At 56.8% G+C, this 26,529-nt stretch carries 23 protein-coding genes; 14 read left to right on the forward strand and 9 right to left on the reverse strand.

All coding sequences use genetic code 11. The annotated features are described in order from the left end of the window. Positions 1-12: 12 nt before the first annotated feature. The 4 genes from IYV58_RS13205 to IYV58_RS13220 form a co-directional block, all read right to left on the reverse strand. Positions 13-1,725, reverse strand: a complete 1,713-nt coding sequence (locus tag IYV58_RS13205) for an ABC-F family ATP-binding cassette domain-containing protein (RefSeq protein WP_195729672.1) — start codon at positions 1,723-1,725, stop codon at positions 13-15. A gap of 321 nt (positions 1,726-2,046) precedes the next feature. After that, positions 2,047-3,744: an NAD-dependent malic enzyme gene (locus IYV58_RS13210; RefSeq protein WP_112165121.1), complete on the reverse strand. Its 1,698-nt coding sequence runs from the start codon at positions 3,742-3,744 to the stop codon at positions 2,047-2,049. Positions 3,745-3,927: 183 nt separating this feature from the next. Further along, complete coding sequence (gene sra / locus IYV58_RS13215) at positions 3,928-4,068, reverse strand: stationary-phase-induced ribosome-associated protein (protein ID WP_004101955.1); 141 nt, start codon at positions 4,066-4,068, stop codon at positions 3,928-3,930. Between the two features lie 221 nt (positions 4,069-4,289). After that, positions 4,290-5,141 (reverse strand): Vmh family MBL fold metallo-hydrolase, encoded by an 852-nt coding sequence (locus IYV58_RS13220; protein ID WP_004120584.1) that lies wholly within the window; start codon positions 5,139-5,141, stop codon positions 4,290-4,292. Positions 5,142-5,255: 114 nt separating this feature from the next. Between IYV58_RS13220 and IYV58_RS13225 the strand changes: the two genes are divergently transcribed. The 7 genes from IYV58_RS13225 (at position 5,256) to IYV58_RS13255 (ending at position 12,849) form a co-directional block, all read left to right on the forward strand. Further along, complete coding sequence (locus IYV58_RS13225; RefSeq protein ID WP_142446522.1) at positions 5,256-6,158, forward strand: LysR family transcriptional regulator; 903 nt, start codon at positions 5,256-5,258, stop codon at positions 6,156-6,158. After that, entirely contained in the window at positions 6,158-6,637 is a 480-nt protein-coding gene (locus IYV58_RS13230) for a GNAT family N-acetyltransferase (protein WP_049113369.1), read from the forward strand. Before IYV58_RS13225 ends, IYV58_RS13230 begins: the two co-directional genes overlap by 1 nt. A gap of 79 nt (positions 6,638-6,716) precedes the next feature. Continuing rightward, positions 6,717-7,148 carry an OsmC family protein gene (locus IYV58_RS13235; RefSeq protein WP_004120579.1) on the forward strand — a complete coding sequence of 144 codons (432 nt, stop codon included), beginning with the start codon at positions 6,717-6,719 and terminating at the stop codon, positions 7,146-7,148. A 115-nt stretch (positions 7,149-7,263) separates the two neighbouring features. Beyond that, on the forward strand, positions 7,264-8,133 hold the full coding sequence (locus IYV58_RS13240; protein WP_004120576.1) for an oxygenase MpaB family protein: 870 nt from the start codon (positions 7,264-7,266) through the stop codon (positions 8,131-8,133). Between the two features lie 197 nt (positions 8,134-8,330). Continuing rightward, on the forward strand, positions 8,331-9,239 hold the full coding sequence (locus IYV58_RS13245; RefSeq protein WP_004120573.1) for a cation diffusion facilitator family transporter: 909 nt from the start codon (positions 8,331-8,333) through the stop codon (positions 9,237-9,239). Positions 9,240-9,442: 203 nt separating this feature from the next. Then, positions 9,443-10,360 (forward strand): bestrophin family protein, encoded by a 918-nt coding sequence (locus tag IYV58_RS13250; RefSeq protein ID WP_049113368.1) that lies wholly within the window; start codon positions 9,443-9,445, stop codon positions 10,358-10,360. A 188-nt stretch (positions 10,361-10,548) separates the two neighbouring features. Continuing rightward, a complete protein-coding gene (locus IYV58_RS13255; RefSeq protein WP_195729673.1) occupies positions 10,549-12,849 on the forward strand; it encodes an FdhF/YdeP family oxidoreductase in 2,301 nt (766 codons plus the stop codon). Between the two features lie 44 nt (positions 12,850-12,893). Here the strand turns inward: IYV58_RS13255 and IYV58_RS13260 are convergent, their stop codons facing one another. Continuing rightward, entirely contained in the window at positions 12,894-13,511 is a 618-nt protein-coding gene (locus tag IYV58_RS13260) for a LysE family translocator (RefSeq protein ID WP_004120564.1), read from the reverse strand. 85 nt (positions 13,512-13,596) lie between these two features. Beyond that, on the reverse strand, positions 13,597-14,409 hold the full coding sequence (locus IYV58_RS13265) for a helix-turn-helix transcriptional regulator (protein ID WP_032741853.1): 813 nt from the start codon (positions 14,407-14,409) through the stop codon (positions 13,597-13,599). 156 nt (positions 14,410-14,565) lie between these two features. Here IYV58_RS13265 and IYV58_RS13270 point away from each other — a divergent pair, with 156 nt between their 5' ends. Next, positions 14,566-15,471, forward strand: coding sequence for a LysR family transcriptional regulator (locus tag IYV58_RS13270; RefSeq protein WP_004120559.1), 906 nt, complete (start codon positions 14,566-14,568; stop codon positions 15,469-15,471). Here IYV58_RS13270 and IYV58_RS13275 read toward each other — a convergent pair. Continuing rightward, complete coding sequence (locus IYV58_RS13275; protein WP_195729674.1) at positions 15,440-16,345, reverse strand: LysR family transcriptional regulator; 906 nt, start codon at positions 16,343-16,345, stop codon at positions 15,440-15,442. The two genes, IYV58_RS13270 and IYV58_RS13275, sit on opposite strands and share 32 nt — an antisense overlap. Before the next feature lie 104 nt (positions 16,346-16,449). Here IYV58_RS13275 and IYV58_RS13280 point away from each other — a divergent pair, with 104 nt between their 5' ends. After that, positions 16,450-17,613, forward strand: a complete 1,164-nt coding sequence (locus IYV58_RS13280; protein WP_195729675.1) for an MFS transporter — start codon at positions 16,450-16,452, stop codon at positions 17,611-17,613. A 17-nt stretch (positions 17,614-17,630) separates the two neighbouring features. Here the strand turns inward: IYV58_RS13280 and IYV58_RS13285 are convergent, their stop codons facing one another. Next, on the reverse strand, positions 17,631-19,040 hold the full coding sequence (locus IYV58_RS13285; protein ID WP_049112853.1) for an MFS transporter: 1,410 nt from the start codon (positions 19,038-19,040) through the stop codon (positions 17,631-17,633). A 289-nt stretch (positions 19,041-19,329) separates the two neighbouring features. Between IYV58_RS13285 and IYV58_RS13290 the strand changes: the two genes are divergently transcribed. From IYV58_RS13290 to mgtU, 5 genes are all read left to right on the forward strand, one after another. After that, positions 19,330-19,875: an anti-virulence regulator CigR family protein gene (locus IYV58_RS13290; RefSeq protein ID WP_004120550.1), complete on the forward strand. Its 546-nt coding sequence runs from the start codon at positions 19,330-19,332 to the stop codon at positions 19,873-19,875. Between the two features lie 415 nt (positions 19,876-20,290). Next, positions 20,291-20,986 carry an MgtC family protein gene (locus tag IYV58_RS13295; protein ID WP_049112851.1) on the forward strand — a complete coding sequence of 232 codons (696 nt, stop codon included), beginning with the start codon at positions 20,291-20,293 and terminating at the stop codon, positions 20,984-20,986. Between the two features lie 155 nt (positions 20,987-21,141). Continuing rightward, positions 21,142-23,874: a magnesium-translocating P-type ATPase gene (gene mgtA, locus IYV58_RS13300; RefSeq protein WP_142445727.1), complete on the forward strand. Its 2,733-nt coding sequence runs from the start codon at positions 21,142-21,144 to the stop codon at positions 23,872-23,874. Positions 23,875-23,892: 18 nt separating this feature from the next. After that, a complete protein-coding gene (gene mgtR / locus IYV58_RS13305; protein WP_004101989.1) occupies positions 23,893-23,985 on the forward strand; it encodes a protein MgtR in 93 nt (30 codons plus the stop codon). 13 nt (positions 23,986-23,998) lie between these two features. Beyond that, entirely contained in the window at positions 23,999-24,085 is an 87-nt protein-coding gene (gene mgtU / locus IYV58_RS28475; RefSeq protein WP_251009858.1) for a magnesium transporter protection protein MgtU, read from the forward strand. A 50-nt stretch (positions 24,086-24,135) separates the two neighbouring features. Here the strand turns inward: mgtU and katG are convergent, their stop codons facing one another. Further along, positions 24,136-26,319, reverse strand: a complete 2,184-nt coding sequence (gene katG, locus IYV58_RS13310) for a catalase/peroxidase HPI (protein ID WP_004120544.1) — start codon at positions 26,317-26,319, stop codon at positions 24,136-24,138. Positions 26,320-26,529: the final 210 nt, after the last annotated feature.

A 26,529-nucleotide genomic window follows, 5' to 3' on the forward strand; every position in this document is an offset into this window, starting at 1 on the left:
GGAGAACCTCTTTTAGCTTAATTTCGTATTGATCGTCGCCATCTCCTTACGCCACTGCGCCTGCAGCTGCGGTTTTTGATGTTTTGGCTTGCGCGCCAGATCGTCGGCCAGCAGCTGCTCAAGCGTGATTAACCGCTCCAGCAGCGCATCATGATCGTCCTCTGCTTCGCGCCTGTTCACCGTCGTCTCCTCTATCAGCGGACGGCGAACGGCGGCGCGTAAAACGTCATACACCGCGTCGGCGCTTTGCCATTCGCTTAGCCCGCGCTCGTCGATAAGCCAGAAGCGATTGCAGCTGTGGTTGATGAGCTCGCGATCGTGGCTGACCAGCAGCAGGCCGCCGGGGTAGTCGTTCAGCGTCGCCGCCAGCGCCGTTTTGCCATCCATATCTAAATGGTTGGTGGGCTCATCCAGCAGCAGCAGGCTATAGCGGGCCAGAGACAGGCCGACGAACAGCAGGCGCGAACGCTCGCCGCCGCTTAAGGTGGCGACCTTTTGCCCGTGACGCGCCCAGCTAAACCCGGCGGAGATCAGCGCCCGCCTGCGCGTCTCCGGCGCCGGTTCAAAGGGCTCCAGCGCGTCGAGAAGGGTGTCGCCATCCGCCAGTTGATGCAGGGTCTGGTCGTAGTAACCGGGCTTCAGCCGCGGATGCAGACGCAGACCGGGCTCCGTCGTTTCATGCTGCATTTGCCGCCACAGCAGACGCAGCAGCGAAGACTTGCCGCAGCCGTTACGTCCCATCACCGCCACCCGATCGCCGCTTTTCAGACGCGCCAGGCCCGCAGTGAACAGGGCCGGCAGACCCGGCGCGGGCGAAACGGGGAGCTGTTCCATCTCCAGCAGTCGATCGGCCCGCAGCATGTCGCCGCACAGCGCCAGCCGCCAGGGCGTTCCGTCGGTGAGCTCGGTTTGGCTATCCTTCAGGCGCTGAACCTGCTTTTCCATCTGCTTGGCTTTGCGCGAGAGATCTTCGTTGTCATACGTCCGTCCCCAGATGGCCAGCCGTTTGGCGCTGGCGGCGACCCGGTCGATCTCCTTTTGCTCCGCTTTATGGCGCAGCGCGTCGCTGGCGTCCTGGGCTTCCAGCGCCTGACGGGCGGCGCTGCAGGGCAGGAAGAAGGCGTGCAGGGTTCTGTCGCGCAGGATCCAACTGGCATTAGTTACAGCATCCAATAGGATATTGTCATGCGACACGAGAACGAAGCTTCCCTGCCAGGTCTGCAAGAAGCTTTCCAGCCACAGGAGGGTCGGCAGGTCGAGGTGGTTTCCCGGCTCATCCAGCAGCAGGAGATCCGGTTGCTGGATCAGCGCTCTGGCAAGCAGCAGCCGGGTGTGCTGACCGCCGCTAAGCGTTGACGCCAGCTGCAGGACCTCATCTGGCGTAAAGCCCATCTCCGCCAGCAGCCTTTCTGCTTGCCAGCGCTGGCTCTCACGTTCAAGGACGGGAAGTTTCGCCAGTACCGCCTGCAGCAGAGGCTGCGCTAACAGCGTATCGGGTAGATGCTGTTCCACTCGCGCCATCAGACAGTGATTGGCCAGCGCCACGCTGCCCGAATTGGGCACGATAGTGCCGTCCAACACCTGTAGCAGGGTACTCTTTCCGCAGCCGTTGTAGCCAATCAGGCCAATGCGGTCGCCTTTTTTCAGGGTAAAGGAGAGGTTAGTGAACAGCGGACCAAACGCCGTATCAACATGAAGAGATTGTGCAGTTAGTAATGTGCTCATTGTGAACTTACTCAAGAGTTACAGGCATGTGAATGCCTCGTCAAACATCGCTGACGATAACCCGGTAAGCCCGAGGGAAGGGATTTAGTCTTTGGTTTCTTCGCTCAAGCTGAAGTTATCGCAGCACGATACCGATAACGCTTGAGCTGGTGCGATCGCCAAATGCACGTGAAAAAAACATTTCACGGTACGACATGGGATCCTCCTTTTCTATTCAGTTAGTTGATGGGTGCTGGCAGTGTAGAGGGATAAAAGCAGTTTGGCTAGATGAAGAACAGAAAAAGGCCTGCAAAGCAGGCCCGTTATACGGCTGATTTCCGGTTAAATCGACGTCCGGCGGTAACTGCGGTACTCCGGCTGCCAGAAGTTATCGGCAATCGCCTGCAGCAGCGCTTCGGCTGAGGTTTTCACCGCCACGCCTTGTTCCTGCGCTACTTTGCCGACCGCGAAGGCAATCGCCTGCGAGACGGTCTGGATATTCTTCAGCTCCGGCAGAACCGGGCCTTCGCCGTTATTTACCAGCGGCGAGTGTTTCGCCAGAGTTTCGCTGGCGGCCATCAGCATTTCATCGGTGACGCGAGACGCGCCCGAAGCGATCACGCCGAGGCCAATTCCCGGGAAGATATAGGAGTTATTGCACTGAGCGATAACGTACTGTTTACCTTTGAGCGTGACCGGGGCGAACGGGCTGCCGGTAGCAACCAGCGCCGCGCCATCGGTCCAGCTGAGGATGTTTTGCGGCGTGGCTTCCACCCGGGAGGTCGGGTTGGACAACGGCATGACGATTGGCCGCGGGCAGTGTTTATGCATCTCGCGGATAATCTCTTCGGTGAACAGACCCGGCTGGCCGGAAACGCCGATCAGGATGTCCGGTTTGACGTTGCGCACCACGTCAAGCAACGACAGCACATCATTCGTGGTATCCCACGCTTGCAGATGCTCACGCTTTTGTACCAGTTTGCTCTGGAACGGCAGCAGGTTCGGCATGGCGTCGGTCAGCAGGCCGAAACGGTCAACCATAAACACGCGCTTGCGGGCTTCCTCTTCGCTTAACCCTTCGCGCTGGATTTGGGCGACGATCTGCTCGGCGATACCGCAGCCCGCGGAGCCGGCGCCGAGGAAGACAATTTTCTGCTCGCTCAGTTGGCTGCCCGCGCCGCGGCTGGCGGCGATCAGCGTACCGACGGTGACCGCAGCTGTGCCCTGGATATCATCGTTAAAAGAGCACACTTCGTGGCGATAGCGGTTGAGCAGCGGCATGGCGTTTTTCTGCGCGAAGTCTTCGAACTGCAGCAGTACGTCCGGCCAGCGGGCTTTAATCGCCTGGATAACGTCGTCAACAAACTGATAGTACTCGTCGTCGGTAATACGCGGGTGACGCCAGCCCATATACAGCGGATCGTCCAGTAGCTGCTGGTTGTTGGTACCGACGTCCAGGACCACCGGCAGCGTGTAGGCCGGACTGATACCGCCACAGGTGGTATACAGCGACAGTTTGCCGATAGGAATGCCCATCCCGCCGATCCCCTGGTCACCGAGGCCGAGAATACGTTCGCCGTCGGTCATCACTATCACCTTGACGTTGTGGTTCGGCACGTTTTGCAGAATATCGTCGAGGTTATTGCGGTTCTGATAAGAGATAAACACGCCGCGGGCGCGACGATAGATCTCAGAAAAGCGTTCGCAGGCGGCGCCGACGGTCGGGGTATAGATAACAGGCATCATCTCTTCGAGATGGTTGCCGACCAAACGGTAGAACAGCGTTTCGTTGGTGTCCTGGATGTTGCGCAGATAAATGTGTTTGTCGATCTCGGTTTTAAATCCCTGGTACTGGATCCACGCGCGTTCGGCTTGCTCTTCGATGGTTTCGACCACTTCTGGCAGCAGACCCAGCAGGTTGAAGCTGCTGCGCTCTTCCATACTGAAGGCGCTACCTTTGTTGAGCAGCGGAAACTCAAGCAGCACGGGGCCGGCGTAAGGGATGTAAAGAGAGCGGTTTTTCTTATGGGTGAATTGCATCGCACTAACTCCTTGATAATCGCTTCAGCCCGGGCGCGGCGACAGGCGGGGGCTGGCAGGGAATGGCAGCGTGCAGAGTATAAGGCAGATGGCATCAAAGGAGGGTAAACAAGAGGACGATAGCGTTAAAAAAACACCATCCGGTAGAAAGGACGGTGTTTTTATCATCATTCAGCTGAAAAGTTAGCCACCGCGGCGTTTGCGGCCGGTGGCGCGAACATGGTTAACCGTGGTTTCCGCATCGCCCTCCAGCAGCACTTTTTTCTGCTGAGAAAGCTTGTAGTTCAGACCGAGAAGATGACGTGCCTGTTGGTTCGATTTCATTCTTACTCCTTTATCCTGTGTCGGTTTCAAGGACAAGCCCGACGGGTGTCGGACGAAATTTAACCCTTAAGTACGCCGCACATTTTTTAGCACGGCGATAATCAGCGTGGCCCATTTTACCAGGATTAGCAACGTTGAGGCGGCAGATTAAGAACAGTCTCTTCAGCGGACCGCGGTATGTCGGCCGGATCGCGGCCGGCATACCCGCGCGATAGCCGGAATTACCACTTCATTTCGCCGGTATTCACTTTAGCGCTTAGATCCAGCGAACTCTCTTCCGCCAGTCCCGGCCAGCGCTGTTTCATCGCCTTGATGACGCCAGCGGAGTTTTTGTGCGCGTTAAGCGCCTGCTCGAACTGGGTCAGATAATCGCGGGTAAACGTAATCGCACGGTCGCCTGCGGGCGGCGTACCCAGGTAATGGCCGGGGATCACCTGCTGCGGATGCAACGCGGCCATCTCGTCGAGCGTATGTATCCACTGCTGGCGGCTCTCCACGCTTTGGGTATCCGCGGTCCAGACGTGCATTCCCCACGCGACACCAGTGCCGCCAAGAATGGCTTTATTCGCCGGGATCCACACATAGGCGGCGTAATTTTGCGGCTGGCGGATCTCCACTTTTTCGCCGTCGATGGTGAAGGTATTTGTCGTCAGCGCTTGCGGGACGTAAACCTGCTTCGGCGCGCCGTCCTTCATCTGTGGGCCCCAGTAGGCCAGTTTAGCCGCCCTGGTGGCGTTAATGTGTTTAACCACTTCCGCGGTCGCCACCACTTTGGCGTCCGGGAAGGCCTTCACCAGCGGCTCGAGGCCGAAGTAGAAATCCGGATCGCCGGAAGTGATCACAATGCGGGTCAGTTTTTTACCGCTTTTCTGAATCATTTCAACCAGCTTCTCGCCATCTTTAACGCTAAACTGGGCGTCAAACAGCACCGCTTCATGCGGGCCGGAAGCGAGGGTGGAGTTCACTGCGAAAATGGCGTTTTCCTGCGGGTTGTAGGTTTGCAGCGTTAAAGGGGCAGCCAGAACGGACGTGCTGAACAGCGTGCTCGCGATAGCCAGGGCAGATAATTTCATATTCATTTTCTCTTGGTCAGGTGAATGAGCGCTATTGTACGGATTTCCTGATTTGCGAAAATTCCTGAAAAAAGAGATGCTGAGTTTCATAAAACGTGCAGATGGAATCAAAGAATGGATAGGGTCATCGCCGCGCAGGTGTATATGCGCATTTGTGAACTGGGGAGTTTAAGCGCCGCCGCGCGCGCGCTGGGGATGTCGCGCCCGATGGTCAGCCGCTATCTGGAGCAGATGGAGCAGTGGGCCGGTACCCGGCTGGTCCATCGCTCAACCCGCAAATTGACGCTCACGGCTGCGGGGGAAAAGGTGCTGCAAAAAACGCGCACCCTGACGCAGCTGTCGGATGAGATCGCCGGGCAAAGCGAACGCGCGATCCCCAGCGGTACGCTGCGCGTCGCCTGCGCGCACTTCACCGCCATGCAGCTTATTTCTCCGTTATTACCCGATTTTCTCGCCCGCTATCCGCAGCTGCGCCTTGAGCTGGATATCAATAATCACCCGGTGAGCCTGATTGGCGAGCGTATCGACGTGGCGATACGGATCACCGATAACCCAGAACCGGGGGCTATTGCCCGCCGCCTTGGCGTATGCCGTTCGGTGCTCTGCGCGTCTCCGCGCTGGCTGCAGCAGAACGGCCCTCTGCAAACGCCTGAAGATCTCGCCCGCCACAACTGTCTGCACTACAGCCATTTTGCCAGCCAGACGTGGCAGTTTAGCGACCCTGGCGGCGAAAGCGTGGCGGTGGCGGTTTCCGGTAATCTTAGCGCCGGGATCTCTTCGCTGCTAATGGAAGCGGCGGTAGCTGGCTGCGGCATCGCGATGCTGCCAGAGCTGGAGGCGCAGCGGGCGCTTAACAGCGGGGCGCTGAAGCTGGTGTTGCCGGCCTGGCGGCCAAAACCATTAAGCGTGTATGGGATTTACCTCTCCAGGGACTACCAGCCGAGCGCGCTGCCGCTGTTTCTCGGCGAGATTCAGCAGCTGCTGGCGCAAACTCACGATATAAAAGGAAACATTTGATGATAGTGCTTCGCCCCATGCGTGATGAAGAGTATCCCGCTTATCTCGACTATTTTATCCCCGACTATGCGGCGGAAATCTCGGCCAATTATGCGCTTTCGCCGGCGGCCGCTTTCGCCCAGGCGCAGCGCGAAATCGCCGCGGATCTGCCCGACGGCGTCAATACCCGCGGCCAGGTTTTATGCTGCTTATTCGATGACGGTGACGGAGCAGAAAAGCGGGTCGGCTATCTCTGGTACAAGCCGGATGAAGAAATGCGCTCCGCCTTTATCTGCGATTTTTATATTTATCCGGCATTGCAGGGACAAGGGTTGGGTAAACAAGCAATGGCGGCTTTTGAGCATGCGCTGAAAAGCCAGGGCATCAGCCAAATTAAGCTGCGCGTCGCCGGGGATAACCCACGCGCGCGCCATCTCTATGACGCCGCGGGTTTCCGCGTTACCGGCGTTAATATGAGTAAAAATATCCCGACGGATTGATCTGAAAAACGCCGCGCGCCGCCCAAATGCGTAAAGGGGTTCTATACTTAACCCTTTAATGTCAAAAAGGAGCGATATTATGGCAATCCATAAGAAAGGTCAGGCGCATTGGGAAGGGGATCTGAAAAGCGGTAAAGGAACCGTCTCGACCGAGAGCGGCGCGCTGAACCAGCAGCCTTATGGTTTTAATACCCGTTTCGAAGGCGTCAAGGGTACCAACCCGGAAGAGCTGATCGGGGCCGCCCATGCCGCCTGTTTCTCTATGGCGCTATCGCTGATGCTGAGCGAAGAGGGCTATACCGCCACCTCTATTGATACCGTGGCGGTGGTGACGCTGGATAAATCCGGCGGCGGCTTTGCCATCACCAAAATCGCGCTGCAGAGTAAAATTGTGCTGCCAGGCATCGAGGCCGATGCGTTTGACGGGATCATTCAAAAAGCCAAAGCCGGTTGCCCGGTGTCGCAGGTGCTGAACGCGGAGATAAGCCTCGACTACCAGCTCAATCCATAAGCTCACTGGCGCCCGCTATCGGCGGGCGCTCCTGCCTTAAAAGCCATTGTTGGCAAATGCCCCTGGCGTTAATTAATGCTATCTTTGCCGCCTACGGAAAAGAGCAGGTAGGGTAATGATCGGCATACGTAAAACCATTGAGGCTCAGGTTCTGGGCTTAACCGGGATAGCGCTTAAAGAGATCGATTTTGAGCATCCCAAAGGGGAACCGGGGCTATTTGGTCCGCAGTCTGCCATCTGGCAGGTTCACGGCGATTTTACCTCCATGCTCTGCGGCGGCGTCAGCGCGCTGCTGTTGCAGATGCTGCATCCTCTGGCGCTGGCGGGCGTCTGGGATCACTCAAACTTTCGCGAAGATATCTTTGGCCGCCTGCGCCGTACCAGCCAGTTTATTTCCGCCACCACCTTTGGTACCACCGCCGACGCCGAACGGCTGATTGCAAAAGTGCAGGGGATCCACCTGCGGGTCAGCGGCAAAGATAAAGACGGCACGCCCTATCAGGCCAGTGACCCGGCGCTGCTCACCTGGGTCCACGTCGCCGAATGCAGCAGCTTCATGGCTTCGCATCTGCGCTATAAACGTACCGTGGTGAGCCCCGCCCGCCAGGAGCAGTATTATCAGGAAGCCGCCGAAATTGCCCGCCGCCTTGGCGCTCGGGATATCCCGGTGACGCCACGGCAGGTTGCCGACTACCTGCAGGATATGCGCCCGGCGCTGCGCTGCGATGAGCGAACGCAGGAAGTGGCCGACGTACTACTGTCGACCCGTCTGCCCGGTCGCCTGAGCCAGCCGGTTGGGCGAATGATGATGTGCGCCGGGATTGATCTGCTGCCGCCGTGGGCGCAGGAGATGCTCAATTTACCGATGAGCGCAACGCAGCGCCACAGCGCGCGGATTACGGTGCACGCCGTCGCTCGCGTACTGCGCGCGTCGGTGCGCAACGGCGCTTATCACTGCGCTATGCGTCGGATGAATCAATTTTAATTACTCAGGCTGCGTTTTACCCGGAAATATAGCCATGGCTATTATTGTCATGGCTATATTTTTTAAAAACAAACTATTCTCATTTATATATTTGGCAGTCGTAAAAATAATTAAATATTCTCTTAACGACGGCGAATTATTCAGGAAAAATTAAGCCAAAGCGCGTACGTTATTTATTTTTTTACGGAGAAGCGAATATGGGCGGGATGACTGGCGAGGATCGGCGTTCTCAGGTTGCGCGCAAAACGACGCTGGTCAGCGTGGTGGTCAATCTATTTTTATCCAGCGCTCAGGTGCTGGCGGGTGTGTTCTGCGGATCGCAAGGACTCATAGCCGATGGAATCCATTCGCTTTCCGATTTAGTCGCCGATTTTGTCGTGCTGCTGGCGAATAAAAAAAGCCGCCAGCCTTCGGATGACGATCACCCCTACGGGCACTGGCGATATGAAAACGGCGCTTCCCTGGCGATTGGCGCGCTGCTGTTGCTGGTTGGCGCGGGGATGCTGTGGTCCGCCTGCGGCAAACTGTGGCATCCGGAGTCTATCCAGAATGTGCATATAACCGCGCTGTGGGTTGCGATCGCCGCGCTGGTCGCCAAGGAGGTTTTATTCCGCTATATGCTAAGGGCGGCGACGCGGATCCAGTCTTCAATGCTGATCGCCAACGCGTGGCACGCCCGCTCTGACGCCGCGTCGTCGGTGGTGGTCGCAGTGGGCATCGTCGGCAATCTGGCCGGCTTTCCGTGGCTTGACCCGGTTGCCGCGCTGGTCGTTGGCGCGCTGGTCACCCGCATGGGCTATACCTTTTCATCTGACGCTCTGCATGACTTAATGGATCGCTCAGTGGACCGTGATACCGAGCAGCAGATAACCGCCACCATTCTGTCGACGCCTGGCGTTGCGGCGCTGCATGACCTTAAAACCCGCCGTGCCGGAGATTTCATTTTGGTCGATGTGCACATTGAGGTGCCGGGAAACTTATCGGTTGCCCAAGGACACGATATTGCGCTGACGGCGCGCTCGCGGGTATTAAATAGCCATAACGTTTTGCATATGATGATTCATATCGACCCTTGTCGCGCGGAAATAGCCGCAATGAGTACCTAGTTTATTCCTCAGCAACCTAAAGGGCTTTATTATTCTGCGGACAATATTGCCTGGATAATAAAAAAGGACCATAATTCAGTGGCTATTCTTTCATCGCTGATTAATAGCAGGTTGACGCATTGTCGTGTTTTTAATCAATATAAAAAACCAATCGGCTAATAGAAAATATCTATTGTCCGTACGAAATTTCAGGAAGTAATACAATGATTATCCGGCCAGAACAACACTGGTTTCTTCGTCTGTTTGACTGGCACGGTTCGGTGCTGTCAAAAATCGTCTTTCGCCTGTTGCTTAATCTGCTGATGTCGATTATCGCCATCATCAGCTATCAATGGTACGAGCAGTTGGGGATCCATCTTACCGTCGCGCCGTTTAGCCTGCTGGGGATTGCCATTGCCATTTTTCTCGGCTTTCGTAATAGCGCCGGATACAACCGCTTTGTTGAAGCGCGTAATCTGTGGGGAACGGTCCTGATTGCGCAGAGAACGCTGGTGCGCCAGTTGAAGAATATCCTGCCAATGGAAAGCGTATCCCATCAGCGGTTGGTGAGCTACCTGGTCGCGTTTAGCTGGAGCCTGAAGCATCAGTTGCGCAAGACGGACCCGAGCGCCGATTTAGCACGTTTGCTGCCGCCGCCAGACGTGGCGGATATTCTCGCCAGCTCGATGCCCACCAACCGTATTCTGCTGCTGGCGGGGAATGAGCTGGGGCGTCTTCGCGCGGAGGGGAAACTCAGCGATATGACCTTCAGCCTGATGGACAATAAGCTTGATGAGCTCGGTCATGCGCTGGGCGGCTGTGAGCGCCTCGCCAGCACGCCGGTACCCTTTGCTTACACACTTATTTTGCAGCGTACGGTTTACCTGTTCTGTACGCTGCTGCCGTTTGCCCTCGTCGGCGATCTGCACTATATGACGCCGTTCGTGTCGGTCTTTATCTCCTACACCTTTCTGTCATGGGATTCGCTGGCGGAAGAGCTGGAGGATCCGTTTGGTACCGCGGCCAATGATTTGCCGCTGAACGCAATGTGCAACACCATTGAGCGCAACCTGCTGGATATGACCGGGCAGCATCCTTTGCCGGCGCAACTTGAGCCGGATCGCTACTACAATCTGACCTAATTTGTATGTTTATTATTCGTTAAATAAGTTAAATCTAACGCGTGATAGATAACATTGATTATACAGTCCTGGCCCTGATTGTTATGCTTTCGTTAACAAAATGCCCGTTACGCTAGCTGGTAGCGGGTGATAAGAATCATGCGGCGTTTCACCTGCTATCCGCCGCCGAAAGCGCATCAGGAGTGAACATGAGTAATAAAAGACGCGTCGTTCCCGGCGTCCATCCCTATGATGGCCCGGCGGGAGGCTGGGGTGCCTTAAAAGCCACCGCCATCGCCGTTCGGACGCAAATGGATGCGCTCGATGCCCCCGCGACGCTACTGCGAACCAATCAGCCGGATGGCTTTGATTGCCCCGGTTGCGCCTGGCCCGATAAGGAGCATAAATCCACGTTTCAGTTCTGCGAAAACGGCGCCAAAGCGGTGACCTGGGAGGCCACCAGCAAGCGGGTCACCGAAGAGTTTCTGGCGGCGAACAGCGTCACGTCGCTGCTGGCCAGGAGCGATTTCGAGCTGGAAGGCTACGGGCGTTTAACCCAGCCTCTGGCTTACGATAAGGCCAGCGATACCCTGCGTCCGGTGTCATGGGAAGCGGCGTTTGCCCGCATCGGCGAAGTTCTTCGCACCCTGCAGCCCAATGAAGTGGAGTTCTACACCTCAGGGCGCGCCTCTAATGAAGTGGCATGGCTGTTCCAGCTGTTTGCCCGCGAATACGGTACCAATAACTTTCCCGACTGCTCCAATATGTGCCACGAGTCGACCAGCGTCGGCCTGCCGCAGTCGATCGGCATCGGTAAAGGGACCGTCTCGCTTGATGACTTTGACAAAACCGAGCTGGTTATCTCTATCGGCCACAATCCCGGCACCAACCATCCGCGCATGATGGGTACGCTGCACGAACTGGCGCGCCGGGGCGTGCCGATTATCGTCTTCAACCCGCTAAAAGAGCGGGCGCTGGAGCGATTCGCCGATCCGCAGAACGTCATTGAGATGGCGACCTACAGCTCAACCAACATTGCATCGGCCTACTTCCAGGTCAAAGCGGGCGGCGACGCGGCGGCGCTTAAGGGTATCGCGAAGGCGCTGTTAAGGCTTGAGGAGGAGCAGGGCGAGGCGCTGGATCGGGCCTTTATCGATGAGCACACGCTGGGCTTTGCCGACTTTGCGAGGGATGTCGACGCGACGCCGTGGCTGGATATCGAACGCGAGTCTGGCCTGACGCGCGGCGATCTTGAACGGGTGGCGGCGGCTTACGCTAAATCTAACGCCACGATTATCACTTACGGCATGGGCATCACCCAGCATAACAAGGGCACTTCCAACGTACGCCTGATAGCCGACCTGCTGCTGATGCGCGGGAATATTGGCAAACCGGGGGCCGGGATCTGCCCGCTGCGCGGCCACTCCAACGTCCAGGGCAACCGTACCGTCGGTATCACCGAAAAACCGAGCGCCCAGTTTCTCGCCAACCTACAGCGGGTGTGTGGTTTTACGCCGCCGCAGGAGCACGGCCATGATGCGGTAAAAGCGCTGCAGGCGATGATTGACGGTGAATCGAAAGCGCTGATCTGCCTTGGCGGTAACTTCGCGGTGGCCATGCCGGATAGCGAACGGGCTTTTCCGGCGATGCGGGGGCTGGATCTGAGCGTCCATATTGGCACTAAGCTAAACCGCTCGCATCTTCTGGTGGCAAAAGAGACTTTTATCCTGCCGTGCCTTGGGCGAACCGAACTCGATATTCAGGAGACCGGACGCCAGTCGATCACCGTCGAAGATTCCATGTCGATGGTGCACGCGTCATCGGGCAAGCTGAAGCCCGGCTCGCCTGAACTGCGCTCGGAACCGGCGATTGTCGCCGCAATGGCGACGGCGACGCTGCCGGAGAGCAAAATCGACTGGCAGTGGTTGGTTGCCGACTACGATCGTATCCGCGATCTGATTGAACAGACCGTTCCCGGCTTTGACCAGTACAATCAACGTATTCGCCATCCCGGCGGTTTTCGTATGCCGCTGCCGCCGACGGAGCGTATCTGGCCGACGCCGACCGGAAAAGCGATGTTCTCGGTTTTCCACGGCGTGCGCGAAAATCTGCAGGTGGAGGGTAACGATGTGATGCGGCTGGTGACGTTGCGCAGCCACGATCAGTACAACACCACCATTTATGCCATGGACGATCGCTACCGCGGTGTGTTTGGCCGTCGCGACGTGCTGTTTATGAACGAGCAGGACATGGCGGAGCAGGGATTCGAGCACGGCGATCGGGTGGATATCAGCTCCGCGCTACCGGGCCACCATCAGCGGCTGGAAGATATCACGCTGGTCGCCTACAGCATCGCGCCGGGCACCGTTGCGGCCTATTACCCCGAAGCGAACGTGCTGGTCCCTCTGGATTATCTCGATAAAGAGAGCGGCACGCCGTCGTATAAATCGGCGCCCGTCCGTTTAACCCTGCGCTCGAAAGAGATCCGCGCGCTGGCGGGGCTTCGCTAAAGGGCTGTTTGCCTGCGACGATCGTCGCGTCGTGGGCAAAATCGCTACCTCTGCGCCAGAATCAGCTTTATCCCCAGCCCGACAAAACCGGCGGCAAAGCAGGCTCTCAGCCCTTGTAAAACCCTGGGGCGAGTCAGCACGTATCCACGCATTGCCGCCGCAAAGGCGCCATAGAACATAAAAACCAGCAGCGTCATCAGCATAAACATGGCGCTCAGGATCAGCATTTCCCGGATCGGCGAAGCCGATCCGGGCTGGATAAACTGCGGCAGAAAGGCGAGAAAGAAGAGCGGCAGTTTGGGGTTAAGCAAATTGATCAGAATGGCGTGGCTGATGACCTGCCGGGGGTTGCGTTGCCCGACGCCTTCCACGCTCAAGCTGCCGCGCTGGGTCAGCGTAGCCCAGGCGAGGTACAGCAGCCAGGCGACGCCGGCGTACTTCACCAGTTCGAATGCGCCAGGCGTGCTGTGGAGGATGGCCGCCAGCCCGGTTATCGCCGCCAGTATATGCGGAATAATACCCAGCGTGCAGCCGAAGGCTGCGGCAAAACTCATTCGTCTGCCCGCCGCCAGACCGGTGGCTATGGTGTACAGCGTCCCGGTGCCGGGAGCGATAACCACAATAAACGAAGTCAAAAGAAACTCAGGGCTGATGAGCGCCATGATGTTATTCCTGATGTGGTGAATCGAGGCTCTGAGTATTTCGTAAAGCCGCGCGCCGGTATTGAACAAAATTGCACAACGTCAGCTAGCGGCTCGCCTGAACGATCGCCTGATAGCTGCCTGGCGTGACGGCAAACTGTTTTTGAAACGCGCGGGTGAGGTGGCTCTGATCGGCAAAACCGGCCATCAATGCGGTATCGGCGGGGGAGTAGCCTTCCGCCAGCAGACGGCGAGCCAGGCGTACGCGTGCCTGTACCAGGTAGGCGTGCGGCGTGATGCCGGTTTCTCGAGCGAAGCCGCGGATCAGCTGAAAGCGGCTGAGACCGCAGAGGGTAGCCAGCGCGTCGAGAGAGATTTTTTCTTCGGGGGCGTCGTCGAGATATTGCCTGGCCAGCGCAATGGCGGGAGTGCCGATTTTGCCGGGTCGCCTGGCGCAAAGATGAAATTGGCTCACCTGCATCAGGCAGAGCAGCAGCGCCTCTTCCACGGCGGTATCGTCGGGCGCGCTGGCGACGATCTCGTGAAACAGCCGCTGCATTTGCCCGCGCAGCTGCGGGTCGTCGACGACCGGACGCAGGAGGATCTCTTCTGCCTTCATCTCTCCCTGCAGTTCGTCGACAACGCGCTCAGGATCGAGATAGACCATACGCCAGCTGCGTGGGCCCTCCAGCGGAATACCATCGTGTATTTCGCCCGGATTAACCATAATGATATTTCCGGCGGCGGCCTCAACTTTGCCCAGATGGCTCCAGGAACGCTGCGCGCCCTGAGTGAAAATCCCGATGCCGAACCGATCGTGGGAATGGCGCGGAAAGCTCTGGTCCGTAACTAACGATATGGCTTCCAGTCCCGGCATGGCTATCCGGTGCTGCTGAACGTGATGAAGGCGAGTTTTCAACGGTTTCTCCTGCCGGGGCATAGCATGAGTGTAGCCTCAGGCGCGCGGGACGAGCAACGGTCGACCGGCGCTTGAATTTCATCAACGTAGAACATAACATTTAGCTAACATTTTGCCTGCTGCGCTGGCAGCAGATTGCGCAACAGTGGATCATTAATGGATATCAAACAACTTAAGTACCTGATTGCGCTCGACAGAACACGACATTTCGGCCAGGCCGCGGCAGCCTGTCATATCACCCAGCCTACGCTATCAATGCGGATCCGCAATCTTGAAGAAGAACTTAATCTGACTCTGATTCAGCGCGGGCAGCGGTTTGAAGGTTTTACCCCTGAGGGCGAGCGTATTCTGGCCTGGGCGCGGGCGCTGCTGGCGGCGCACGACGGGCTGGAGGCGGAGGCGGCTATCTGCCGCGGGCAGATGGTCGGCCAGCTCAGAGTGGGAATGGTGCCCTTAGCCAGCCTGAATCCGATGCAGCTGATCAAACCGCTGGCGGATAAATACCCGGAGCTGCAGTTCAGTCTGCTGTCCATGACCTCGGAACAGATTATCGACGGCGTCAGCCGCAACCAGCTGGATCTGGGGATCTGCTATCTGCATCACGTTGATAGCCAGCTGTTCAACGTGGTGTGGCTGCCGAACACCCGGATGGGTTTGCTGCACGATAAGCGCCATTTCCAGTTTGCTGACGCCATCCCCGGTTGGGAGACGCTGGCCGCGCTGCCGCTGGGCTTTTTGACCAAGGGCATGTACTACCGCGAATCGATTGAGATGAGCTTTAAGGCCAAGGGGCTGGCGCCAAAATACGTTTTCGAAAGCGACTCCACGTTTCAGATTATCCAGGCGGTGCAGGCCGGGATCTGCTGCGCGATTATGCCGCTGAACAACGGCCTCGAAGCGCTAAGTGATAATCTGGAAATCAGGCCGATCGCCGAGACGGAGGTCGACTCGATGCTGGCGCTGATCATGCGCAACAAAGAGCCGGTGTCGTCGCTGGCGGAAAAATGCTTCGCCGATGCGCAGGTAATTTTTAGCGAACGCCGGCCATCTGCGACTGGATAAATTCAAGCCAGACGCGCGTTCTGGCGGGCATAAAGTGGCGCTCCCGATAAAGGGCGGAGAGCTGTAACGGCGCCGGCGGCAGCTCCAGCGTGACTTCCTGGAGTTCACCGCGTTCGATAAACGGGCGGCAGGGTTTCTCCCCCAGAATCGCAAAGCCGACGCCGGCAAGCGCGGCGTGCAGGGCCATTTCGCCGCTGTTGACGCGATAGTGGCCGTTGACGCTAACCTTTTTGAAGCTACCGTCCGCCGCGGCGAACTGCCAGGCTTGCCCCGCCAGAGCGCTAACGGTGGTAATACAGGGCAGCGTGGTTAATTGCTCGCTGTTTGTCGGCATTCCCGTTCTGGCAATCAGCTGCGGAGAAGCGACCACGCAGCAGGGAAACGAAAAGAGCGGGCGCGCAATGACGCTGGCGTCTTCCATTTTGCCGCGGGTAATGATCACCGCAATATCCACATCCTCTTTTAACACCTCCGTTCCCGCCAGATTGGTGGTACAGCTCACGGTTATTTTTGGGTAGCGCAGGGCAAATTGCGCCATTAGCGGCGCAAACAGCGAAGGGCCAATCTCGTTTGGCAGGCACAGGCGCAGCGGCCCTTCGGGTTCGGCCTGCTGCTGAGTCAGCTCGGCTTCCGTAGCGGCAAGTTGCTCCAGCACCGGCCGCATACTGGCGAGCAGCGTATGACCGGCAGGGGTCAGCTTCATGTGCCGGGTACTGCGTTGTATCAGGCGTAGCTGAAGGCTCTCCTCAAGCTGTGAAATCTGTCGGCTTACGTTCGATGAGGGCATCTGCAGCGCTTTTGCTCCGGCGCTGAATGAGCCAGTTTCCGCCACGGTGACGAACACCCGCAGGGCGTTGAGATCCACTTTTTTCACTCTCGATTATCCCGATTTTGATAATTAACAACGCCACTTTTACCGTCTTATGCGCGGATTTACCAGCAGCTAGACTCTGCGCATTACATTGTCAGGAGTCTTACATGCCCGGATATCTGGTACGAATAACGTTGATCATGGCCTTTGTTCAATTCATCAACGCCCTCGAATATATGATTTTTAATCCCTTATTTACCTGGATGGCGCCAACGTTTCAGGTGCCGGTAAGCCAGGCGGGTTACGTCACCGGCGTTTATACGCTGGCTTCCGTTGTTGCCGGAGTAAGCGTCTGGCGATGGGTCGGTAACGTTAAACCTCGGCGCTTTTTGCTCTGCAACATGGCTCTGTTGGGGGGACTAACGATGATGACGCTGACCACCACCCGTTTTGACGTATTGTTATTCTGGCATTTTCTTGCCGGCCTGGTCGGCGGGACCACGATGGGCGTGGCCAGCAGTCTGCTGGTCAACATTATGCCGCCGCAGCTGCGCCCTCGGGCATTGGCCTCAACGATTGCCGCATTCTCACTGGTCAGCATTGTCGGCATGCCGATGATGCTATTTCTCAGTGAACAAATCGGCTGGCAGATAGCCCCCGCGACGATCGGCGGACTCTGCTTAATCACGTTACCGCTGATAAAACTCGTGCTGCCGGAGCAACCCATCGAGGCGAGTCGTCAGGCGGGTTTGCGCTGGTCGTCATCGGTGCTGTTTTACGCCTCCGGCAACGCACTAGCGCAGTTCAGCCCGATGTTAATCATTCCGCTGCTGGTACCGTTACTGACGGTGAAAATGGGGGCCAGCGGCGGCGAATTGCCGTGGCTCTTTTTCGGCGGAGGAGTGGCAGGGCTGGGCGCCACTAAACTCACCGGCAAACTATGCCAGCATTACAGCGGCTACTGCATCAGCCTGCTGACCAGTCTGCTGTTTATACTGAGCCTGAGCTTCGCTTTTATCTTCAACCACGGCGGCGCACTGTTTATGGTACTGTTTCTGGCCGCCGCCTACTGTCGCCTGGTGGCCTCATCGGCTGTGGCAATGCGTTTTCCCGCGGATAGCGCCAGGGCCGGGTTTACGCTTTTACAGAATACCTTAATGTCATTAAGTACGGCGGCGGCCTTTCTGCTTTCGTCGTGGTTGCTCTCGGTTGACGGCAACGGCGAGCGGGCAATGCAGGGAATATTGCTGCTCTGCGCCCTGAGCGCATTGCCGCTGCCGTGGCTGCTGCGGAATCAGGAGAAAAGATTAGCCACGCGCGCCGCCGGCTAACCCGGCGGCGGCTAGCGTTAAATATTCTCCAGGCTGATCCCGCGAGTCTTCGGACCAAAGATGCCCACCGACAGCATCACCATCAGCATGCTGGCGACGATAAAGCTAATCACCCCCGGGGTACCGGCGTATTGCAAAATAATGCCGATCAAAATGCTGGTGATCGCCGTCGACAGTCGGCTAAAGGAGTAGCAGAAGCCGACCGCCCGCGCGCGGATGTGGGTTGGGAAAACTTCGGCCTGGTAGGCGTGATAGCTAATGGTTAGCCAGGCGTTTGACCAGGTGATCATAAACCCGCAAATCACCAGCAGTACCGGGCTGTTCTGCAGGGCAAACAGGGTCCCAAACACCACCGTCATCAGCGCGGAAAGCACAATTTGCCATTTATTTTCAAAACGATGGACGAAGCGGGTGCAGAACAGACAGCCAATAGGATAGGCGAGGGTAATAAAGAACGCGTACAGCAGGCTGTGGGTGATGCTCGCCCCCTGACCGGAAAGCAGGGCGGGCAGCCAGTTGCCGAAGCCAAAGAAGCCAATGGCCTGGAAGAAGTTCATCACCATCAGCATGATCGTGCGTTTGCGGTACTGCGGCGCCCAGATCGCTTTAAAGCTTCCCAGCCTGCGCTGGTTGTCTTGCTTCTCAATCCGGTGGCGCGGCGAGGGAGAAACGCCGCAGCGCTGTTCCATTTCGCACATCACCTTATGGGCTTCCTCGTGACGACCTTTTTCCTCCAGCCAGCGCGCCGACTCCGGCAGCTTCTTACGGATAACCCAGATGACCAGTGAGCAGAGCGCGCCGAAAATAATCACCCAGCGCCAGCCGGTCAGGCCGAAAAGGGTAATCGGCACCAGCAGCCACGACATCAGCGCCACGGCAGGAACCGATAAAAACTGAATAAAGAAGGCGAAAGCGAAAGCTTTATTGCGCAGATGCGTCGGCACCCATTCGCTTAAATAGGTGTCGATGGTCACCAGCTCAATGCCGAGACCGACGCCGACCAGAAAGCGGCAGAAGATAACCCCTTCGGCGCTGCTTTGCAGGGCCATCATCAGCGAAAATACGCCGTACCAGGCGAGGGCAAACATAAACGTCAGGCGGCGGCCCAGTTTATCCGCCAGTGGCGCAAGCAGGCTGGCGCCAATAAACAGCCCCATAAAAGTGGACGATGCGAAGGCGGCCTGGTCGGAGATACCGAAGATACCCTGCTCACCGGTATGGAAAATATTCTCTGCCAGCAGCCCGGTGCTGATATAGCCGGTCTGAAAAAGATCGTACAGCTCGAAGAAGCCGCCCAGCGCCAGGAGGGTGATAAAAGACCACAGGCCAACGGAGGCGGGCAGCGCATCGATGCGAGCGGTCAGGCTGGAGTGGGGATGTCCTGGGGAGGCGAACGCGGCGTCGCCCAGAACCTGGGTGGTAGACATATTATTATTTTCCTCAGATAAAATGTTTGCCTGCTAATGTTATTTGATTGTTAATGGTTTTAAATTTTTATTCGCACCGAGGGGGGAATATTTGCAGAATAAAATCTCGGAAATGGGATTCTGATGAGAAAGTATGCTGGTTTTCGCGCTGCATCCGCCCACGGGATGAAGGAATTCACCACTATGCCGCAAGGTTTTGACTTGGGTTAAATTTAAGATAAAGAGAGATTGTTACGTCGCGGTTATTCACCTACATTCAAAGCGAGTACTTCCACTCAGGAAAATAATCATGTCTAGCAAGAAAATTTTACAAGCAGCGCTGGCGGCGGCGCTTTCGCTGTCAATGATGGCTACGCCGGTCTTCGCTAATCCCGGTAACGGGAATGGCGGCGGTAACGGCGGTGGAAATAGCGGTAACCATGGCAACAGTGGTGGGAATAGCGGTAACCATGGCAATAGCGGTAACAAGGGCAATAGCGGTAAAAATAACGTTGATAAGGGCAACCAGGGCCATAAAGAAGGAAATCCGGGGCAGAGAAAAAATTACGGCAAACCCGATCATGTCTCCGCCGATATCAGCTTCTCCAGAGCACGTTCGCTGGCGGTAAACTACGGTTTAACCGGCTATCAGTCCCTGCCGCCGGGAATCGCCAAAAATCTGGCGCGTGGTAAACCCTTACCTCCGGGGATTGCGAAAAAAGCGGTTCCGGCATCAATGCTCAACGAACTGCCTTACTATCCAGGCTATGAATGGCGCGTGGTGGGCCAGGATTTAGTGCTGATCGCGCTGAGTACGGCGATCGTGACGTCGATAATTAATGGCGTCTTCGATTAGTGAATTAACCCCGGTTCGCGCCGGGGTTAATCCCGGTGGGCAGGCCTGGCGCATTAAGGTCATTCTAAACAAATCGTCACTAAAGCGAGATTTTAACTTTACTCAAATAATTGAATGACTATAATGAGCACAAATTCACACAGGAGAAATATGTTGGACAGTCACCCTTACTTAAACATCAAGGCAAGCTGACGCTATTTTTTCTGCGCTGCTTGCCAACCGGCGGGCAGCAATCTCCTCATCATTCAGACGATTGCATCCCATAAAGAATAACGCAGCATGGCTGCGAGGATAATCGTCATGTTCATGTTTAAAAACACATTATTCCCTCCACCGTCAACGCGACGCTAATCGCCTATCTGGCGACAATTTGTCGTGTGCTTAATAAAGCACGTAGTTAATTCTTCCAGCAAAAATGGAGGAAGCTATGTTGATGTTTCCTTATATCGCAAATTTACTCGCGGCAATGCTGTTGGGCGCGCTGATTGGCGCCGAAAGACAGTGGCGGCAGCGAATGGCTGGCCTGCGCACTAATGCGCTGGTCGCCACCGGCGCGGCGGTTTTTATTCTGAGCTCTATCTCCACATCGCCGGATAGCCCGGGGCGTATTGCCGCGCAGGTGGTTTCCGGAATTGGTTTTCTCGGCGCCGGCGTCATCATGCGGGAAGGCATGAACGTGCGCGGCCTGAATACCGCGGCAACGCTGTGGTGCTCTGCGGCAATTGGCGTACTGTGTGGCTTAGGCCAGTTCTGGCAAGCGGCGGCGGCAACGCTGATCATCCTCTGCGCTAATATTCTACTGCGCGAAGCGGCGCAGAGAATTAATCAGATCCCCGGTGCGACAGAAGAAGAGAAATGCTACGTCCTGAATATTATTTGTCATAGCGAACACGAAAACGCGATTCGTCAGCTATTGCTTAATATCAGTAAAGAGATGACGCTCAGCTTGCAGGGGCTGGTGTCGATAGCAGCAAAAGAACAAGGACATAAAGAAATTCGTATCGAACTGGTCGGTAATACCGACCACCGCAAAGTACGAGATCTTATTATGGCAAGAATTGGCGGTGACGAAAACATTACGTCAGTGCGCTGGTGCGTCGAAGGGAGTTAGCCTCCCTGATATTCTACTGTGGCAATGATTTGTCTAAGGAGGGAATGATGGATATTCCCAGGCATATAAAGTAATAAGCGTTTAATAACGTAAAAATGAATTATGCATAAGTTAATTATGCAGGGATAACGACGTCTTAAATTTGAGGATTAATCATGACTGACATGAAAATAGAAAACCGGAAAATAAACCGGTCTGCGTCAGAAAATGATAAGCAGCATAAAAAAAGCTTCGCCATTGAAACCGAGGCATTTAACAGCCCGGATCATACGCTGGCGCGGCTCAACAGCAGCCGTCAGGGTCTCACCACCGAAGATGCCCTTGAACGACTGGATGAATATGGCCGCAATGAAGTCGCGCACGAGCAGGCGCCGCCAGCGCTAATCCAGCTTTTGCAGGCATTCAATAACCCGTTTATCTATGTCCTGATGGCGCTGGCCGCCGTCAGCTTCGTGACCGATTACTGGCTACCGCTGCGTAACGGCGAAGAGACCGATCTGACCGGGATCATTATTATCGTCACGATGGTTAGCCTGAGCGGGTTATTGCGTTTCTGGCAGGAGTTTCGTACCAACAAAGCGGCACAGGCGCTGAAATCGATGGTCCGCACCACGGCGACGGTGCTGCGTCGCGGTCCTGGTAACATGGGGCCGGTGCAGGAGGAGATTGCCATTGAGGAACTGGTGCCCGGTGACATCATTTTCCTGGCGGCGGGGGATCTGGTTCCGGCAGATGTTCGTCTGCTGGAGTCCCGGGACCTGTTCGTCAGCCAGTCGATACTCAGCGGTGAATCGCTGCCGGTTGAAAAGTATGATGTTCTGGCCAGCGTGTCCGGCAAAGGGTGCGACAGGCTTCCCGAGCCGAATAAAGATAAAAGTCTGCTGGAGATGGGCAATATCTGTCTGATGGGCACCAACGTGACCAGCGGCAGGGCGCAGGCGGTGGTGGTGGCCACCGGAAACCGCACCTGGTTTGGTTCGCTGGCGAAGTCTATTGTCGGTACGCGCACCCAGACGGCGTTCGATCGCGGGGTAAACAGCGTCAGCTGGCTGCTGATCCGCTTTATGCTGGTGATGGTGCCGATTGTTCTGCTGATTAACGGCTTCAGCAAAGGCGACTGGGTTGAGGCATCGCTGTTTGCTCTCGCGGTCGCCGTGGGCCTGACGCCGGAGATGCTGCCGATGATCGTCAGCTCCAACCTGGCGAAAGGCGCTATCGCCATGTCGCGGCGTAAAGTGATCGTCAAGCGTCTGAACGCGATTCAGAACTTCGGCGCCATGGACGTGCTGTGCACCGATAAAACCGGCACGTTGACTCAGGACAATATCATTCTTGAGCATCATCTTGACGTCAGCGGCAGCGAGAGCGACCGGGTGCTGACGCTGGCGTGGCTCAACAGCAGCAGCCAGAGCGGGGCGCGCAACCTGATGGATCGGGCGGTGCTGCGCTTTGGTGAGGGGCGGATTGCGCCGGCGACCAAAGAGCGCTTCGTGAAGCTTGATGAACTGCCGTTTGATTTTGTCCGCCGTCGGGTGTCGGTGTCGGTGGAAGATGTTCGCCACGGTGATAAAAGCCTGATCTGCAAAGGCGCGGTCGAAGAGATGCTGATGGTGGCCACGCATCTGCGCGAAGGCGACCGCGTGGTTGCGCTGGATGAAACCCGCCGCGATCTGCTGTTAGCCAAAACGCAGGACTACAACGCCCAGGGCTTCCGCGTGCTGCTGGTTGCGACCCGCAAGCTGGATGATTCCGCCCTGACAGCCCCGCTGTGCGCCAACGATGAGCAGGGGCTGACGGTAGAAGGAATGCTGACCTTCCTCGACCCGCCGAAAGAGAGCGCGGGAAAAGCGATTACCGCGCTACGCGACAACGGCGTGGCGGTCAAAGTGTTGACCGGCGATAACCCGGTCGTCACGGCGCGGATTTGCCTGGAAGTAGGTATCGATGCCCACGGTATCCTGACCGGGCCGCAGATTGAGACGATGACGGATAACGAACTGGAGCGCGAAGTGGAAACGCGCGCGGTGTTCGCCAAACTGACGCCGTTGCAGAAGTCGCGGATCCTGAAAACGCTGCAGAAAAACGGCCACACCGTCGGCTTCCTCGGCGATGGCATCAACGATGCGCCAGCGCTGCGCGACGCGGACGTCGGTATTTCGGTCGACAGCGCGGCGGATATCGCCAAAGAGGCATCCGATATTATCCTGCTGGAAAAGGATTTGATGGTGCTGGAAGAAGGGGTGATCAAAGGACGTGAGACCTTCGGCAATATCATTAAGTACCTGAATATGACCGCCAGCTCTAACTTCGGTAATGTCTTCTCAGTACTGGTGGCCAGCGCGTTTATTCCGTTCTTGCCGATGCTGGCGATTCATCTGCTGATCCAGAACCTGATGTACGATCTCTCCCAGCTCTCGCTGCCCTGGGACAAGATGGATAAGGAATTCCTGCGCAAGCCGCGCAAGTGGGATGCAAAAAACATCGGCCGCTTTATGCTGTGGATTGGCCCGACGTCGTCCATTTTTGATATCACCACCTTCGCGCTGATGTGGTACGTGTTCGCGGCGAACAACGTCGAAGCCCAGGCGCTGTTTCAGTCCGGCTGGTTTATTGAAGGGCTGCTGTCGCAAACGCTGGTCGTACATATGCTGAGAACGCAGAAAATTCCGTTTATCCAGAGCAGCGCGACGCTGCCGGTACTGCTCACCACCGCAGTGATTATGGCGATGGGCATCTACATTCCGTTCTCCCCGCTGGGAGCGATGGTCGGGCTGGAGCCGCTGCCGCTGAGCTACTTCCCATGGCTGGTCGCGACGCTGCTCAGCTACTGCGTGGTCGCGCAGGGCATGAAACGTTTCTATATCAAACGTTTTGGTCAGTGGTTCTGATAATAAGGAGGCGCAGAGATGAATCGTTCTCCGGACACTATCATCGCGCTGATATTTTTCCTGATGGGTCTGCTGGTGCTGCTGTTAGCTATCTGGCAAATCCTGTTCTGAATAAGGGGGCGCGATGCGTAGAGGATCGCTGGATAAAGTCTTTATTCAGGTGGCGATTATTGCGGCCATCATTATTCTGCTGACAATCTGGATTAGATAGAAGAAACCCGGGCCATTGGCCCGGGTTTAGCATTTCTGCCGGGGAAAAGATTACAGATCGAAGCGGTCGAGGTTCATCACTTTGGTCCATGCGGCGACAAAGTCGCTGACAAACTTCTGCCGCGCATCGCTGCAGGCATACACTTCTGCCAGGGCGCGCAGGACGGAGTTGGAGCCAAACACCAGATCAACGCGTGTCGCGGTGTATTTCTCTTCGCCGCTCTTACGATCGCGGCCAATAAACAGCTCAGCGTGCTCGTCAGCAGCTTTCCAGACGGTACCCATATCGAGCAGGTTAGCGAAGAAATCATTGCTCAGCACGCCCACGCGGTCGGTAAATACGCCGTGCCGGCTGCCGTCAAAGTTAGCGCCCAGCACGCGCAGACCGCCTACCAGGACCGTCATTTCTGGCGCCGTCAGCGTTAACTGCTGCGCTTTATCAATCAGCAGCGTTTCGGTGGAGATGCCGCCGCCCACGCGACGATAGTTGCGGAAACCATCGGCCAGAGGCTGCAGCAGATCCATCGCTTCGACATCGGTCTGATCCTGACGCGCATCGACGCGGCCAGGAGCGAAGGGGACGCTGACCTGAACGCCTGCCGCCGCGGCAGCCTGCTCAATGCCCACCACGCCGGCGAGGACGATGATATCAGCCAGAGACGCTTTACCGGATGCCTGCTGAATCGCCTGCAGGGTTGGCAGCACGCGGGAGGCGATGGCGTTAACCGGCCACGATTTCTGCGGCTCGAGCGCCAGACGCGCGCCGTTGGCGCCGCCGCGTTTATCACCACCGCGGAAGGTGGATGCCGATGCCCAGGCTACGGAAACCAGCTCGCTGACCGAAAGGCCGGCGTCGGCAATGGCGGTTTTCAGCGTCGCGATATCCTCTGCGGTCGGGGCGTGGATCGCCGCCGGTAGCGGGTCTTGCCAGATCAGATCTTCTTTCGGCACTTCCGGGCCCATGTAGCGGGACTTCGGCCCCATATCGCGGTGGATCAGTTTAAACCATGCGCGGGCGAAAGCTTCGTTAAAGGCCTGCGGGTCGTTCAGGAAACGGCGGGAAATCTTGTCGAATTCCGGGTCAAAGCGCAGCGTCAGGTCGGTGACCAGCATGGTGGGCTTGCGTTTTTTCTCCGGATTAAACGGGTCAGGAATGATTTCAGGGGCATCTTTCGCTTCGAACTGAATCGCGCCTGCCGGGCTGCGGGTCTGTACCCACTCGTATTTGTACAGGTTTTCGAAGAAGTAGTTGCTCCATTGGGTTGGCGTTTGCGTCCAGACCACTTCCAGACCGGAGGTGATCGCGTCGGCGCCCGCGCCGCTGCCGTAGCTGTTCGCCCAGCCGAGGCCCTGCGCTTCGATCGGCGCCGCTTCCGGCTCTGCGCCAACGTGGCTGGTCACCGCGGAGCCGTGGGTTTTGCCCAGCGTATGGCCGCCGGCGATCAGCGCGACGATCTCTTCATCATTCATCGCCATATTGCCGAAGGTCGCGCGAATTGCGGAGGCCGCGGAGAGCGGGTCGCCGCTGGCATTAGGACCTTCAGGGTTGACGTAAATCAGCCCCATTTCGGTGGCGCCGATCGCCTGCTGATTCAGGCTTTCCGGATGACGATGGGCCAGCCATTCGGTTTCATTACCCCAGTCAACGTCCAGATCCGGTTCCCATACGTCTTCACGACCGGCCCCGAAGCCAAAGGTGCGGAAACCGGCGTTTTCCAGCGCCACGTTGCCCGCCAGCATATAGAGATCGGCCCAGGAGATTTTCTGGCCGTATTTCTGCTTAACCGGCCACAGCAGGCGACGGGCTTTGTCGAGGCTGACGTTATCCGGCCAGGAGTTGAGCGGGGCGAAACGCTGCTGCCCGCGGCCTGCGCCGCCGCGCCCGTCAACGGTACGATAGGTACCGGCGCCGTGCCATGCCATACGAATAAACAGCCCGATATAGCTGCCCCAGTCCGCCGGCCACCACTCCTGAGAATCGGTGAGCAGGGCGCGCAGATCGGCTTTCAGGGCCGAGTAGTCGAGCTTCTTAAACTCTTCGCGGTAGTTAAAGTTTTCGCCCAGCGGGTTTGAACGATTGGAGTGCTGATTCAGCAGATCCACACGTAGTTGATTAGGCCACCAGTCGCGGTTGCCGGTGCCACCGCCCGCGCTCTGCGTGGGCGTCGGTGTTTCGGCGTGAAAGGGACATTTTCCTGCCGACGGGGTATTCGAAGGATCGTTTGACGTGCTCATATCAGGCTCCGTTTGCTTTTGTGAATGCCATTACGATATACACTGCTACCAATAAGCGATATTTGAATGAGTCTACGGATTTAATAGTTATTTCCGTTCAATGCCTTTGTAAAAACCGAATATATATCATTGTTGAATGGCTGGTTTTCAACAATGACCTTACCACCATAGTCGTAACATCAGCGTAAAGGAATCGTTAAGGCATCATCT

The sequence above is a fragment of the Klebsiella sp. BDA134-6 genome, from assembly GCF_015601345.1.
GTDB classification, from domain to species: Bacteria; Pseudomonadota; Gammaproteobacteria; order Enterobacterales; family Enterobacteriaceae; genus Klebsiella; species Klebsiella grimontii.